General features: G+C 64.1%; 14 protein-coding genes. 3 read left to right on the top strand and 11 right to left on the bottom strand.

What is annotated here, in order from left to right:
- Nucleotides 1–9: 9 nt before the first annotated feature.
- The gene (locus tag ACT4ML_RS13985) at nucleotides 10–1,158 is read right to left on the bottom strand and encodes an ABC transporter substrate-binding protein (protein WP_444721412.1); all 1,149 of its coding nucleotides are present in this window, start codon (nucleotides 1,156–1,158) and stop codon (nucleotides 10–12) included.
- Nucleotides 1,159–1,509: 351 nt separating this feature from the next.
- A complete protein-coding gene (gene bluB, locus ACT4ML_RS13980; protein ID WP_444721411.1) occupies nucleotides 1,510–2,211 on the bottom strand; it encodes a 5,6-dimethylbenzimidazole synthase in 702 nt (233 codons plus the stop codon).
- A gap of 316 nt (nucleotides 2,212–2,527) precedes the next feature.
- On the opposite strand from bluB, the gene ACT4ML_RS13975 reads away from it, so the two are divergent.
- Complete coding sequence (locus tag ACT4ML_RS13975; RefSeq protein ID WP_138244874.1) at nucleotides 2,528–2,935, top strand: hypothetical protein; 408 nt, start codon at nucleotides 2,528–2,530, stop codon at nucleotides 2,933–2,935.
- Nucleotides 2,936–3,043: 108 nt separating this feature from the next.
- Here the strand turns inward: ACT4ML_RS13975 and ACT4ML_RS13970 are convergent, their stop codons facing one another.
- The 6 genes from ACT4ML_RS13970 to ACT4ML_RS13945 all read right to left on the bottom strand — a co-directional run bounded on the left by ACT4ML_RS13970 (nucleotide 3,044) and on the right by ACT4ML_RS13945 (nucleotide 7,259).
- Nucleotides 3,044–3,862 carry an endonuclease III domain-containing protein gene (locus ACT4ML_RS13970; protein ID WP_444721410.1) on the bottom strand — a complete coding sequence of 273 codons (819 nt, stop codon included), beginning with the start codon at nucleotides 3,860–3,862 and terminating at the stop codon, nucleotides 3,044–3,046.
- Nucleotides 3,863–3,940: 78 nt separating this feature from the next.
- Nucleotides 3,941–4,354 (bottom strand): DUF371 domain-containing protein, encoded by a 414-nt coding sequence (locus tag ACT4ML_RS13965; protein WP_444721409.1) that lies wholly within the window; start codon nucleotides 4,352–4,354, stop codon nucleotides 3,941–3,943.
- 116 nt (nucleotides 4,355–4,470) lie between these two features.
- Nucleotides 4,471–4,839, bottom strand: coding sequence for a hypothetical protein (locus ACT4ML_RS13960; RefSeq protein WP_444721408.1), 369 nt, complete (start codon nucleotides 4,837–4,839; stop codon nucleotides 4,471–4,473).
- Between the two features lie 53 nt (nucleotides 4,840–4,892).
- The gene (locus ACT4ML_RS13955; protein WP_444721407.1) at nucleotides 4,893–6,236 is read right to left on the bottom strand and encodes an alkaline phosphatase family protein; all 1,344 of its coding nucleotides are present in this window, start codon (nucleotides 6,234–6,236) and stop codon (nucleotides 4,893–4,895) included.
- A gap of 188 nt (nucleotides 6,237–6,424) precedes the next feature.
- Nucleotides 6,425–6,559: a hypothetical protein gene (locus ACT4ML_RS13950; protein WP_444721406.1), complete on the bottom strand. Its 135-nt coding sequence runs from the start codon at nucleotides 6,557–6,559 to the stop codon at nucleotides 6,425–6,427.
- A gap of 169 nt (nucleotides 6,560–6,728) precedes the next feature.
- A complete protein-coding gene (locus ACT4ML_RS13945; RefSeq protein WP_138244879.1) occupies nucleotides 6,729–7,259 on the bottom strand; it encodes an inorganic diphosphatase in 531 nt (176 codons plus the stop codon).
- Nucleotides 7,260–7,464: 205 nt separating this feature from the next.
- Between ACT4ML_RS13945 and ACT4ML_RS13940 the strand changes: the two genes are divergently transcribed.
- Nucleotides 7,465–7,824 (top strand): PadR family transcriptional regulator, encoded by a 360-nt coding sequence (locus tag ACT4ML_RS13940; RefSeq protein ID WP_444721405.1) that lies wholly within the window; start codon nucleotides 7,465–7,467, stop codon nucleotides 7,822–7,824.
- On the opposite strand, the gene ACT4ML_RS13935 is transcribed toward ACT4ML_RS13940, so the two are convergent.
- Both ACT4ML_RS13935 and rnhA read right to left on the bottom strand, forming a co-directional pair.
- Nucleotides 7,821–8,510, bottom strand: coding sequence for a DUF7108 family protein (locus ACT4ML_RS13935; RefSeq protein ID WP_444721404.1), 690 nt, complete (start codon nucleotides 8,508–8,510; stop codon nucleotides 7,821–7,823). The genes ACT4ML_RS13940 and ACT4ML_RS13935 overlap by 4 nt on opposite strands.
- Nucleotides 8,511–8,780: 270 nt before the next feature.
- Nucleotides 8,781–9,374 carry a ribonuclease HI gene (gene rnhA / locus ACT4ML_RS13930; RefSeq protein ID WP_444721403.1) on the bottom strand — a complete coding sequence of 198 codons (594 nt, stop codon included), beginning with the start codon at nucleotides 9,372–9,374 and terminating at the stop codon, nucleotides 8,781–8,783.
- Between the two features lie 162 nt (nucleotides 9,375–9,536).
- On the opposite strand from rnhA, the gene ACT4ML_RS13925 reads away from it, so the two are divergent.
- On the top strand, nucleotides 9,537–10,499 hold the full coding sequence (locus ACT4ML_RS13925; RefSeq protein ID WP_006184711.1) for a transcription initiation factor IIB: 963 nt from the start codon (nucleotides 9,537–9,539) through the stop codon (nucleotides 10,497–10,499).
- A 150-nt stretch (nucleotides 10,500–10,649) separates the two neighbouring features.
- On the opposite strand, the gene ACT4ML_RS13920 is transcribed toward ACT4ML_RS13925, so the two are convergent.
- Nucleotides 10,650–11,801 carry an alpha/beta hydrolase fold domain-containing protein gene (locus ACT4ML_RS13920; RefSeq protein ID WP_444721402.1) on the bottom strand — a complete coding sequence of 384 codons (1,152 nt, stop codon included), beginning with the start codon at nucleotides 11,799–11,801 and terminating at the stop codon, nucleotides 10,650–10,652.
- Nucleotides 11,802–11,965 lie beyond the last annotated feature (164 nt).

The raw sequence follows: 11,965 nt of genomic DNA, 5'->3' as shown, positions 1-11,965 counted from the left end.
GGCGACCCGTTAGGCGTTCGACTGCATCTGGGTAAAGTCGTCGGAGAGGTCGCCGCTGTGCTCCGCGAGGAACTCCCAGTCCGGGAAGGCGATGTTCCGTGCCTCCTCGCTGTTGCTCGGCAGGTCGTCGGCCAGATCTCCGGCGTACTCGGTGTTCTCGTTACAGAACAGCGTGGGCATCTCCTCGGACCACGCCGTCTGGACCTCGGAATCCATGAGGAAGTTGATGAACTCCTCGGCCTGATCGCGCTTGTCGGTGCCCTTGACGACACACCAGTGGTTCAGGTAGCCGGTCGTCTCCTCCGGCATCGTGTGGGTCAGGCCGTCGTAGTCGTCGATGTCGTATGCCGTCTGCTCGTAGTACCACTGGGCGACGTCGATGACGTCGTTCTGGAACGCCTGCCAGATGTCCTGGCCGGAACTCGCCCAGCTCTCGACGGGCCACTCGCGGACGGTCTCGAGGACGTCGTCGTGGAGATCGGCGTCGTGCATCTCCTCACCGAGTTCGGCCTCGTCCATCCCGACGGCCGCGGCGTACATCGGGAACCACCAGAAGCCGGTGTCGACACCGACGCCGTTGCTCGCCGCGACGGCCGAGCCGGAGAGGTCGCTCCACGACCCGATCTCGGACTCCAGCCCCTCGCGGTGGATGATGGTACAGGGGGCGCCGTCGACCGGCATCCCGTACTCCGTGTTCCGGAACTCCGCGTAGTAGTCGATGACCTCGTCGAAGTTGGGAACGTTTTCGGTCCTGATCTCGTGGAAGAGATCGTCCTGTCGGCCGTAGTAGTAGAAGTTCCCTTCCGTGATCGTCACGTCGTACGGCGGGTCGTCGTCCGGCGCGGTCTGAATGTCGCTGAGGATGTTGTTCCAGCCGGGCTGGATCTCGATTTCCGCGTCGAACTCCTCCTCGTATCTCTGGACGACCGATTCCTCGAACCGATCGGCGTAGTTTCCGCTCCAGACGCTGACGCGCAGCGGATCGTCGCTCCCACTGGAGAGCAGTTCGGTACAACCGGCGAGGGCGGTCGCCGAGCCGGCCGCCGTCGTCGACAACAGCCGTCGGCGCGAGACGGCGTTGCGCGCTCGCTCGCCCGGCGACGATGGCTTCGACTCGGACCCGCTCGTCTCTGCATCCCGATCTGGGCCTGCAGGCATTGGTACCCCGGGTGTACCCCGATACCGACATATAACCGTTGTGAAGTCAGGAAAACGTGTCACGAATCGTGCATAGTGATTCGAAGATCCCGACTGCAGCTGGATCGATCTCCTCCGCGATTCGACTTCCCGTCCGAACTAATGGCACGGAAACCCATGCCGTATCGAGGGTGACAGCGTCGAATCAGCGGTCAGTCTCCTCGAGCAGCGACTCGGATCGGCTCGGCCGCACGAGCGAACGAACGCCTCGTTGTGAACCACTCGCATGTCTGTCTACTCTCCGTGCATCCGGCGTCCGTTTCGCCCCCGAGACCACGCGCTGAACCCGTCGCGGTCGCAGTCGGTCGCCGATCACGACGACTCCGCCGACTCCGCCGTCGGGTCGCGATCGGCCACGGGCGTACGGTCCGGGTTCCACCGCTCCTCGTGGACGAGGGCGTCCACATCGAGCCGGTCACGCCAGCCCTCCTGTTGCAAGACCGGTTCGTCAGGGAAACCGTCCGCCGGATACCCCAGACAGAGGTACGCAACCGGCTTGACGTGGGGCGGAATGCCCAATATCTCCTGTACTTCGTACGGGTAAAGAACGCTCACCCACCCGACGCCGACGCCCTCCGCTCGAGCGGCCAACCAGAGGTTCTGGACGGCCAGACACGTCGAGTACACGTCGGTTCGCTTCATCGAACTCCGTCCCAGCACGTGGGGCGCGTCCCGCGTCGGATCGCAGGTCACGCAGACGTTGACCGGCGACTCGCGGATCCCCTCGAGTTTCAGGTCGGCGAACGCGGCCCGCTTCGGCTCCTCGTAGCCCTCGCGGGCGGCCGCGATCGCTCGCTCCGCGATCGAGGCGATATCGGCTTTCGTCCCCTCGTCCCTGACGACGACGAAGTCCCACGGCTGCGAGAAGCCGACGCTCGGCGCGTGGTGGGCGGCCGCAATGACTCGCTCGAGAACGTCGTCCGGAATCGGCTCGTCGCGAAACCGCCGGATGTCGCGCCGAGCGTATATCGTTTTGTACACCGCGTCCCGTTCGGCGGCCGTGAAGTCGACCATTATTTCAACGTATCGAGAACGGTTGGATAAGGCTAGCGACCGACCGTCGAGTTCCGCGACCCGAGTTCGAGTGTGACGGATCTCCCCGAAGCGTCATCGCGTCCTCGTGAAAGAAGGAGAGCATCGTCAGGCGGTCGGCGACTCTCGGCTACACGCGGACGGAACCCGTACCGCTGCTGTAGAGTTTGCTCGCCCTCTCCGGATCGTTCGTGTCGACACTGATTTCGATATCGGGAGTCTCCGCACGGGCGACGAGCGTCTCACATCCGATAGTAGTCCGAACAGTTAAACACAGCGTATAGAAACGCTGTATTACATGACTGCGACAATAGTAGAAGAGACCGAGGAATACACGATCGAACGAGACGAGCGGCTCGGCGTGCCGATTTTCACGTACAACGAATACCTCTCGGGGGAACAGCTACGGGCCGTCGCCCGCAGATGGGAGGCAGTCATCGAAGCGGCGGGCGTCGAACGGTACGTCGTCAACACCGAGGAGTTCATGGCGCACAAAGAGGAGGACAAGCAGTGGCTCGGCGAGACCTGGCTGCCGAACCTGATCGACCACGGCGTCAGGGCAGGGGCCGGCGTGTACGCGGACTCCGCGATCTCGAGTCTAGATATGGGGCGCATCGAATCGAGTTTGAACGCGATCGATCCCGACTTCGAATACCGCACGTTCGGAAGCGAAGCGGACGCGTTAGAGTGGCTCGCGGAGCAGTAGCGGAACCGCTCTTCTATTCGCATCCTGCGAGCCGGAACTCCAGTCGGCGACAGTCACACCCTTCGTAAAATTACGGCCAGTACCGCGTTCGCTGGCCGCCTCGAGCAGTCACTCGCCCTCGGGAGCGGCGGCGGGATCAACGACCTCGTCCGTCGCGGGATAGACCCCGACCTGATCGCAGATATCGGCCATCGGACAGGCGTCCGGGTCCTCGAGACAGGCGGGCTTGCGCGCCCTGCAGTACTCGCGGCCGAACTGGATGGTCGCCGTGTGGCCGAACCCGCACTTTTCGGCGGGCACGTCGCGCTCGAGGACGGCCCGAACGGCCTCGTGGTCCGCGTCCGGCGGCGCGATCCCCATGCGGCGGTAGATCCGGTGGACGTGAGTGTCGACGGGGAAGACGCCGCCGCGACCGCCCGCGAAGAGCAAGACGCAGTCGGCGGTCTTCGGCCCGACGCCGCGGACGGAAAGCAGCGTCTCGCGGACGACCGACGGCTCCTCGTCCTTGACGAAGGTATCGAACGCGGCGGCCGAACCGAACTCCGCGAGGACCCACTCGGCGGTGTCGATGAGCGTCTCGGACTTCTGGTTGTACAGTCCCGCGCCGCTGATCGTTTCGGCGAGCGTCGATTGCTCGGCGCTCGCGAGCGATTCGGCGAGGTCGATATCGGGGCCGTCATACCGATCGATTAGCGCGTCGTGGGCCGGCTGGCTCGCCTTGTCGCTGGTGTTCTGACTCAGGATCGTTCGGACGAGGCAAGTGAAGGCGTCTCGACCGCCGTACTGTTTCTGCCAGAACAGCTCTCCGAGTCGGTCGACGACTTCCTCCGCGCGGGTGTCCGCGGTCGCGGGATCGAACTCGGCCGCGACGCCGCCGCCGGTCGCCCCGCCGCTGATGTTGACCGCGGGCTCCGGATCGTCGCTCATATCGCCGCGTAGGGGCCGCGGGGTCAAAACCGCGACGGAACCCGAGGATCGAGCCCGCGGCCGTTCCCTGCTACGGGATCACTCGACGGAAATCGTCACCGTCGCTTCGGCCCCATCGGCCAGCGCATCGACGAGATCGCGGTCGAACCCTTCGGCCGCGAACTCGGCACCGACGACAATCGTCCGGTCGTCGACGTAGTCGCTCGTGCGCCCGACCGCGCTGCGCTCGTTTTCGAACTCGAGGTCGGGATCGCCGCGTCCCTCGACGGTCTCCGTGTAGTCGCCGGCCTCGATGGTGACCGTGATCGTCGCCGCTTCGTCCCGACAGGCCGCGACGAACTCGGGGTCGAAATCGGCGGGGGCGCGGTCGGCCTCGATCGCGAGGATGCAGTCGCCCGCGGGAGTGAGATAGTCGTCGGTCGTCACTTCGAACGTGCTCGCGTGCTCGGCGCTGACGTTCTCGTGGCCGCGAGCGCGAATGACCTCGTCCATGGACGGCGGTTCGTTGCCGGGCGGAAAACGGGATCGAATCGCGGTCGTCGCGCGATGGCAGTGTCGCGATTCGCGTTCGGTGCGATCCAGTCTGCGTCGCGATGCGATCGGGCAGACTACGACGCCGAGCGGTAGCCGGACCGGAACTCGCGGACGCCGGCACCGACGGCGTTACCGAGGACGACGACGAGCAACATCGCGACGAACCCGGGACCCGAGTCCTCGTGGAGCCTTCCCGTCGCGACGCCGGCGATCACCACGATCGCCGCAGCGCCGATCGCGAGGACGGCCACTCCGAACTGGAGCGTCGACCCGCTCCGGCGCGCGAGCAGGGACTGCGGGAGGCCGACACCGACGGCCAGATAGATCGCGATTCCGGCCGCCGTTATCCCGAGCACCGCGGGACTTTCGGTGAGTGTGCCGGTGATGCCGGCGAGCAGGATTGCGACAGCGAGGCTGCCCCCGACGATCAGGGAATCGTTCATATCCGCACGAGACTGTCAGCGGAGAAATAGCTACCGCCGCTCGAGGCCGCCGCTCAGACGAGGCTCGCGCCGTCGAAATCGCCGCGGCTGTAGTCGACATCCATCAGGTCGAGGATCGTCGGCGTGATGTCGAACAGGTCGGCGTCGTCGATCGTCGCCTCGGGGTGGTCGATGTACAGCGACGTGTTGTCGAAGCTGTGCATCCCGTTTCGCGGCCCGCTGGTGAAGATGTCGGAGTCGGCCTTGAAGCCGGACTTCAGATCGAAGCCCTTGTTCGGGATCGCGACCAGATCCGGCGCGATGTCGTCGTGGTCGCCGCGGAAGGCTTCTTCCTTCTCGACGACGCGCTCGACGACCTTGTTGCCGTTCGGCCCCTCGAGCGCCTCGAGATCGGCTTTGAGTTCGTCTCGAACTGCGTCGTACTCCTCCTCGGGGACGGAGCCGCGGGGTTCGCGGCCCTCGAGGTTGATGTAGAAGCGGCCGGGGATGAACGAGTAGGCCGTGGTGTCGTCGGAGATGTCGCCCAGTTCCTCGGGGTCGTCGGTCCCGAAGGAGAGCCAGCCCTCCTCTCGGAGCCACTCGTTGAAGTGGACCTCGTAGTCGAGGCTGGTAAAGCCGTGGTCGGAGGCGACGATCATCGTGACGTCGTCGGGCAGCGACTCGCGCAGACGGCCGATGTAGTCGTCGACCTTCTGGTAGAACTCGATGAACGCGTCCTTGTTCTCGCCGTCGCGCTCGTAGTCTTTGAACAGGAAGTGGTTGACCCGGTCGGTGGTCATGAAGACGCCGAAGAAGAGGTCCCAGTCGTCCTCCTCGATGTAGTGCTGGAAGGCCTCGTACTGGGCGTCGATCGTGGCGTGGGCGTCCTCGATGAACTCGGACTTGTCCTCCTGATGGCCGAGTTTCGGATTGACGTCGATCCGGTAATCGAGCGTCTCGAGGTAGTCGCGGACGTCGTCGGGGTAGGCGGCCTTGTCGAGGCCGGGCGAGAGGAAGCCCGAGACCATCCGCTGGACGTCGCGCTGGGGCGGGAACGTGACTGGGACGTTCATCACGGTGGCCTTGCGGCCGTCCTCCTGTACGCGGTCCCAGACGCGGTCGGCCTGGACGTCCCGGCCCATCGGGACGTAGGTGTCGTACGTGCCGACCTCTCGGTCTTGGAAGCCGTAGACGCCCGTCTCACCGGGGTTCATGCCGGTCGTCAGCGACGGCCAGCAGGCGCTCGACTCCGGCGGGACGATGCTCGAGATTTCCGCGGCGGTCCCGTCGTCGGCGATCGCAGCGAAGTTCGGAAACAGTTCCTCGTTCTCCGAGAGGAGACTATACGGTACGCCGTCGACCCCGATAAATGCGACCCGGGGGTCGCCGTCGCCCCGCAATCGATCGAACAGACCCATGGACGGACGTAGTTCGACCGCATACAAGAAGGTTCGTTTCGAGATAGTGTTTTGCGAACGGCTGACACTCCATGCGTCAAGTTACCATCCGCCCGGCGCTACAATAATGGTTGTTTTCTTACAGTATCGGCGAACTGAGTGACGGACGGCGATCGCTGGACTCTCCGACGGTCCGTGGACGCGGACAGTTATTCGTCGCGGTCACCCGAGTCCTCGGGGTCGAAGTTGGCCGGGACGACCGTGGGGTGGGCCATGCCGGCGGCGGACTCGGTTGCGTCGTCGGCCGACGATGACGGTCGCGGGGACGGATCGGGTGCTACCATACGGAAACGACTACGGCAGTCTCGGGGATAAAATTACCCATGCTCATAATGCATGTCCCGGACGGGCGCGGATAACTCTCGGGAATCCACTCGAGTCGCCGGCGACCGCGAGAAAAGCCCACCGCAGACGCGATGGGTCCGTCGGTGACCGTATTGCCGTCGATCGGCTCTAGAAGTTCTCGTCGTAGAGCTCCTGTGCGTGCTCGATCGCGTCGTAGGCCGCCTGCTTGTCCTCCCAGCCCTGCGTCTCGACTTCCTTGCCCTCTTCGAGGTTCTTGTAGCTCGAGAAGAACTCGTCGATCTCGTCGAGTTCCTGCTGGGGGATGTCCTCGAGGTCCTCGATGTGGTCGTAGCGCGGGTCCTCGCTCGGAACGGCGATGACCTTGTCGTCCTGCTCGCCGTCGTCGTCCATCTTCATCAGGGCGACGGGACGGGCTTCGATCACGCAGCCGGGGAACGTCTGGTCCTCGACGAGGACGAGCACGTCGAAGGGGTCCTCGTCGTCGTAATAGGACTGCGGGATGAAGCCGTAGTCGCTCGGATAGTGGACGTTGCTGTGGAGCACGCGGTCCAGCACGACGCCGGGGACGTCCTTGTCGTACTCGTACTTGTTTCGCTCGCCCTTGAGACACTCCACGACGGCGTAGATCTCTTCTGGCGGATTCGGTCCGGTCTCGAGGTCTTCCCAGAGGTTGACCATGTACCGGAGCATCCACCGTCGATCAAAAAGTACTTTCGTAATCGAGTGTCACTATCTATGCGACGGTTGCCAGATAACCGACAGACACGAATCGGGCACGTACACCGGTGTCCGGCGGTGTAGCGGTCGGTATCGGCCTGTCCGACCGACTGATACGAAGGGATAGTTGACAAGTCTTAAATAGTCTGGTAACATTTGCATACGTATGTCAGAGGCACAATCAATCACCGGCGAACAGAGTATTGCACGCGAACTCACAGCCTTCCAGAACAACATCCTCGTTATCCTCGCCAAGGAGCCGATGTACGGCCTGGCGATCAAGCGAGAACTCGAGGACTACTACGGGACCGAAGTCAATCACGGTCGACTCTACCCCAACCTCGACGAGCTCGTCGATCTCGGACTGGTCGAGAAGAGCGAACTCGACAAGCGAACCAACCAGTACTCGCTGACCGACGACGGCTACGACGCCGTCCTCGACGGCATCCAGTGGACCCTCTCGAAGGTCGTCACCGGTGACGACCGCGCCGACGAGATCAGCGAGATCGTCGACAACAGCTACTAGAACCGGATCTCCGGGACCGGCTCACCAGCGGTCTCGAAGACGTGTTCGATCGACTCCGCGATCACTTCCTGTTGTTTTGCCGACGGCCAGGCGTTCCGAACCACGTAGTCAGTGCCGAACTCCGCGAGTTCCTCGCTCGTCAGCGATTCGATCGGCTTCGCGTAGTGATTGCCCGCGAAATCGGCGAGCATGGCGGCGTTATCGCCGTGGACATCGCCGTGGGCCTCCCTGACCGCTGCGACGAGTTCTCGATTGTGGTCGTCGACGGCTTCCCAATCGTCCGGATCGGCCGTCCCCTCGAGCGGGATTTCGACCGCGCGGTCGATGTCGTCGATCCGTTCGGTCCTGATGACGCCGTTTTCCTCGTCGTGCCACTCCGCGGGATGGCAGACGAGGACGTCGTCGCCGTCGTCGTCGCGGATGCGTGCCGTGAAGTCGTGCTCGTCGAGCAGGTCCTCGCGCCGGTCCTCGTAGGCCTCGATTTCGTTTTCGTCCACTGCATTGCGCTCGAGGCGGGTCAGCCGTTCGACCTCGTCGACGACCCCTCGCGGGAGGGCCGGGCGCTCGGCGTCCGTCTCGGCGTCAGTGTCCTCGCTGTCGGACGCGTCGCGGGTGTCCGACGGTCGCGTCGCGCCACTGGACTCACTGCCGTCAACGTCGGCATCTATCGCGTTCCGATCGGTCATGGGAACTCGTATGCACTCGAGCGGTTTTGCCCTTGCCGATCCGATTCCGCGTCACGAGTTCGCTCGAGGGCTGGTTTCATCCCGATTAGTCGATCGACCGGCGAGTGAACTAGGAAACGGAACGGCCGAATTCGCAGAAAACGGTGTTGAAGACGCGTGTTCTGCTCTCGTGGCAGCGGGAATCGCCCTCGCTCGGCCGGCCACAGCGCACGCCCCCGCACCGCAGTCGTTCAGTCCGGAATGAGTCAGCGGGACTCCGTCTGAGCGACCCTAGGCCTGATCCAGTGCCTCGTTGACGAGGCCGTCCGCGCGGTCGTTGACCTCTCGAGGGACGTACTCGAGCGTCCACTCGTCGAACGCCTGCAGGATTTCGTGGACGGTCACACGCTTCTCGCGGAGTTCGGGGTTGTTGGTGTCGTACTCGCCGCGGACCTGCTTGACGATGAGTTCGGAGTCGCCGCGGACGTGGACCTCGTCGTAACCGTAGTCGCGAGCGGCCTCGAGTCCGGCGATCAGCGCCTCGTACTCGGCCTGATTGTTCGTCGCCGTCCCGATCGTCTCGCCGTCCTCGGCGACGATTCCGTCGCCGGTGACGATCACCCAGCCGATCGCGGCCGGGCCGGGATTGCCCCGCGAGCCGCCGTCGAAGTAGACGTGTGCGCGCCCGCCGTCCTCGCGGAGCAGCGCCTCTATGTCCCGCGGGTCCGAGCCCTGAATCACGACCTTGTCGTCGTAGGCGACGGCGGTCGCGCCGCCCCGGCTCGCTCGCCAGCGCTCGTGGTCAGTGTTTCCCGAGTCGACGGTGACGTCCGCCGCCTCGAGCCGTTCGCGAGCCGTCTCGACATCGCACTCGATAACCGGCATTCGTCTCCGTGATCGGCCATATCCGTATAAAGACTTTCCGGTACCGAATCGTAAACCTCGACCTTCAACTCTTGTACTCGCTGTTTTCGGCAGATACCTCTCGGTGGTGCAAAACCGCCGCCCAAAATTTATATAGTGTGGTGATACTACTATAAAAGTGCGATGACACGGTCCACCCGCCAGCGGGAGCGAACGCGCGAGACGGACGAGACCGAGGATCAGGAAGGGGTACGTGCCTGCCCCGAGTGTGAATCGGATAATCTCGTTAAGGACTCCGACCGGGGTGAGCTCATCTGTGAAGACTGTGGGCTCGTCGTGGAGGAAGAACAAATCGATCCTGGCCCGGAGTGGCGGGCGTTCAACCACCAGGAACGACAGGAGAAGTCCCGCGTCGGCGCGCCGACGACGCAGACGATGCACGACAAGGGACTGACGACGACGATCGACTGGAAGGACAAGGACGCCTACGGACGCTCGATTTCTTCGAAAAAGCGCAGTCAGATGCACCGACTGCGCAAGTGGCAGGAGCGAATCCGCACCAAAGACGCCGGCGAACGGAACCTGCAGTTCGCACTCAGCGAAATCGACCGGATGGCCTCCGCGCTCGGCGTCCCGCGCTCGGTCCGCGAGGTCGCGTCGGTCATCTACCGCCGCGCGCTCAAGGAAGACCTCATCCGCGGCCGCTCGATCGAGGGCGTCGCGACATCCGCGCTGTACGCCGCCTGTCGAAAGGAAGGGATTCCGCGAAGCCTCGAGGAAATCTCGGAAGTCTCCCGCGTCGAACGCAAAGAGATCGGTCGCACGTATCGATACATCTCGCAGGAACTCGGCCTCGAGATGCGACCCGTCGACCCGAAAAAGTACGTCCCTCGTTTCTGTTCCGAACTCGAACTCTCCGAAGAGGTCCAGACCAAGGCCAACGAGATCATCGAGAAGACGGCCGAGGAAGGGCTCCTCTCGGGCAAGTCACCGACGGGCTACGCCGCGGCCGCGATCTACGCCGCGTCGCTGCTCTGTAACGAGAAGAAGACCCAGCGAGAGGTCGCCGATGTCGCACAGGTGACCGAGGTGACGATCCGGAACCGGTATCAGGAACAGATCGAAGCGATGGGCATTCACGGCTAAGTTCCGCTCGCCGACGCCGCTCGACGCCGACTTCGACCACTTCGGCTTTTTTACCGCAATCTCGCCGCCCAGTCGCTCGGACCCAGTTGCGACCAGAGATCTAGTGACGTGTCCGCTTCTCCATCGATCGCAGCGGGGCGGACGACGGCCTCACGCGATCGTCCGCTCGAGGAACCGGTCGATCGCGTCCGGGCCCGCCGGCGGGACGCTCCCGAACAGGTCGTCCGTCTCGCCACCGGACTCGAGGTGGGCGGTCGCGGTCACCGTCTGTGCGGGACGCGGCTCCGCCGTGAGCTGTGCCATCGCCGTCCGTTCCGACTCCGCGTCGAAGACGTGGCCCAGCTCGTGGAGTTCGTACATCGTCACACCGACGCCGGCCGTCTGCAGCGACTCGAGCAGCAGCCGGCTCTGCTGGATCGAAACGACCTGGTCCTCGCGGCCGTGCATGACGAGAAACGGCGGCGTCTCCGGATCGACGTAGGTCGTCGGACTCGCCCGTCTGGCCTTGTCCTGATTCTCCGAGACGTCGCCGCCCAAAAGGAACGACTCGAGCCCGCCCGGTTGGCTCGGGAGTTCGAGGATATCACTGATGCCGTACCAGTCGACGACCGCCTGTACGGCACCCGACTGGTCAGGTGCGACATCTTTCGCGACTGCGGTGTCGGGATAGGCATCTCCGGGGAGAGACTCGATGTCCTCGAGGGTGCCGGCGAGGGCCGCCAGATGGCCGCCGGCCGATGCGCCCCACGCCGCCACGCTGTCCGGATCGAACCCGTACTCGTCGGCGTTCGCGCGGAGCCACCTGATCGCGGCCTTCACGTCGACGATCTGGTCCGGGAAGACGCCTCTCGGGGTCGGATTGTCCGCGATGCCGTCGGTCGGGAAGTCGGCGTCGTCCGGAACCACCGCTAAGCGATAACTCACGCTCGCCATCGCACAGCCCCACTCGGCGGCGTATCGCTCGAGATCCGGGGCGTTCTTCCGCGTCCCGAAGACCCACCCGCCGCCGTGGACGTAGACGACGAGCGGTGGCTCGCCGTCGGTCTCTGTCCGTTCCGGAACGTACAGGTCCAGTTTCATCTCGCCCGCATCCCGAACCGCGTACGTGACGTCTTCGCGAACCGAAACGGCGGGCGAAGGGTCGTCACCCGTCTCCGTACCGTCCCGCTCGTTTTCCTGCGTCGGATTCGGGTCGTCGCTCGAGTCCAGTTGCGAACAGCCCGCGACTGCGAGCGAGCCGATCGCACCCGTCGCTTCCAGAAATCGCCGCCGCAACACTGTCGTCCGGTCGGTATCGATCATAGTCGGGAGGGTACACGTGATTTCTCACAGACAGGTATACTGTTTCTGGTACGGGCGTTTGAACGGCAACTAACCGGACGATAGCGGGCCATCGAGCCGGAAGACGGCCGCTCGAGCGAATAACTGACAACCAGCGCTTTCAGCCTTCAGCCAGCACGTTCTGG

The organism is Natrinema sp. LN54, from assembly GCF_052439245.1.
GTDB lineage: Archaea > Halobacteriota > Halobacteria > Halobacteriales > Natrialbaceae > Natrinema > Natrinema versiforme_A.
Note: the sequence above shows the minus strand (reverse complement) of the source record. Positions and strands in the feature narration are given on the sequence as shown.

What these genes read in the sequence shown, in the direction of transcription:
- ACT4ML_RS13935 (WP_444721404.1), bottom strand. Translation starts at nt 8,510, where the DNA reads ATGACCGATCGGAACGCGATAGATGCCGACGTTGACGGCAGTGAGTCC.
- ACT4ML_RS13940 (WP_444721405.1), top strand. Translation starts at nt 7,465, where the DNA reads ATGTCAGAGGCACAATCAATCACCGGCGAACAGAGTATTGCACGCGAA.
- ACT4ML_RS13955 (WP_444721407.1), bottom strand. Translation starts at nt 6,236, where the DNA reads ATGGGTCTGTTCGATCGATTGCGGGGCGACGGCGACCCCCGGGTCGCA.
- ACT4ML_RS13945 (WP_138244879.1), bottom strand. Translation starts at nt 7,259, where the DNA reads ATGGTCAACCTCTGGGAAGACCTCGAGACCGGACCGAATCCGCCAGAA.
- ACT4ML_RS13985 (WP_444721412.1), bottom strand. Translation starts at nt 1,158, where the DNA reads ATGCCTGCAGGCCCAGATCGGGATGCAGAGACGAGCGGGTCCGAGTCG.
- ACT4ML_RS13960 (WP_444721408.1), bottom strand. Translation starts at nt 4,839, where the DNA reads ATGAACGATTCCCTGATCGTCGGGGGCAGCCTCGCTGTCGCAATCCTG.
- ACT4ML_RS13920 (WP_444721402.1), bottom strand. Translation starts at nt 11,801, where the DNA reads ATGATCGATACCGACCGGACGACAGTGTTGCGGCGGCGATTTCTGGAA.
- ACT4ML_RS13970 (WP_444721410.1), bottom strand. Translation starts at nt 3,862, where the DNA reads ATGAGCGACGATCCGGAGCCCGCGGTCAACATCAGCGGCGGGGCGACC.
- rnhA (WP_444721403.1), bottom strand. Translation starts at nt 9,374, where the DNA reads ATGCCGGTTATCGAGTGCGATGTCGAGACGGCTCGCGAACGGCTCGAG.
- ACT4ML_RS13975 (WP_138244874.1), top strand. Translation starts at nt 2,528, where the DNA reads ATGACTGCGACAATAGTAGAAGAGACCGAGGAATACACGATCGAACGA.
- ACT4ML_RS13950 (WP_444721406.1), bottom strand. Translation starts at nt 6,559, where the DNA reads ATGGTAGCACCCGATCCGTCCCCGCGACCGTCATCGTCGGCCGACGAC.
- ACT4ML_RS13925 (WP_006184711.1), top strand. Translation starts at nt 9,537, where the DNA reads ATGACACGGTCCACCCGCCAGCGGGAGCGAACGCGCGAGACGGACGAG.
- ACT4ML_RS13965 (WP_444721409.1), bottom strand. Translation starts at nt 4,354, where the DNA reads ATGGACGAGGTCATTCGCGCTCGCGGCCACGAGAACGTCAGCGCCGAG.
- bluB (WP_444721411.1), bottom strand. Translation starts at nt 2,211, where the DNA reads ATGGTCGACTTCACGGCCGCCGAACGGGACGCGGTGTACAAAACGATA.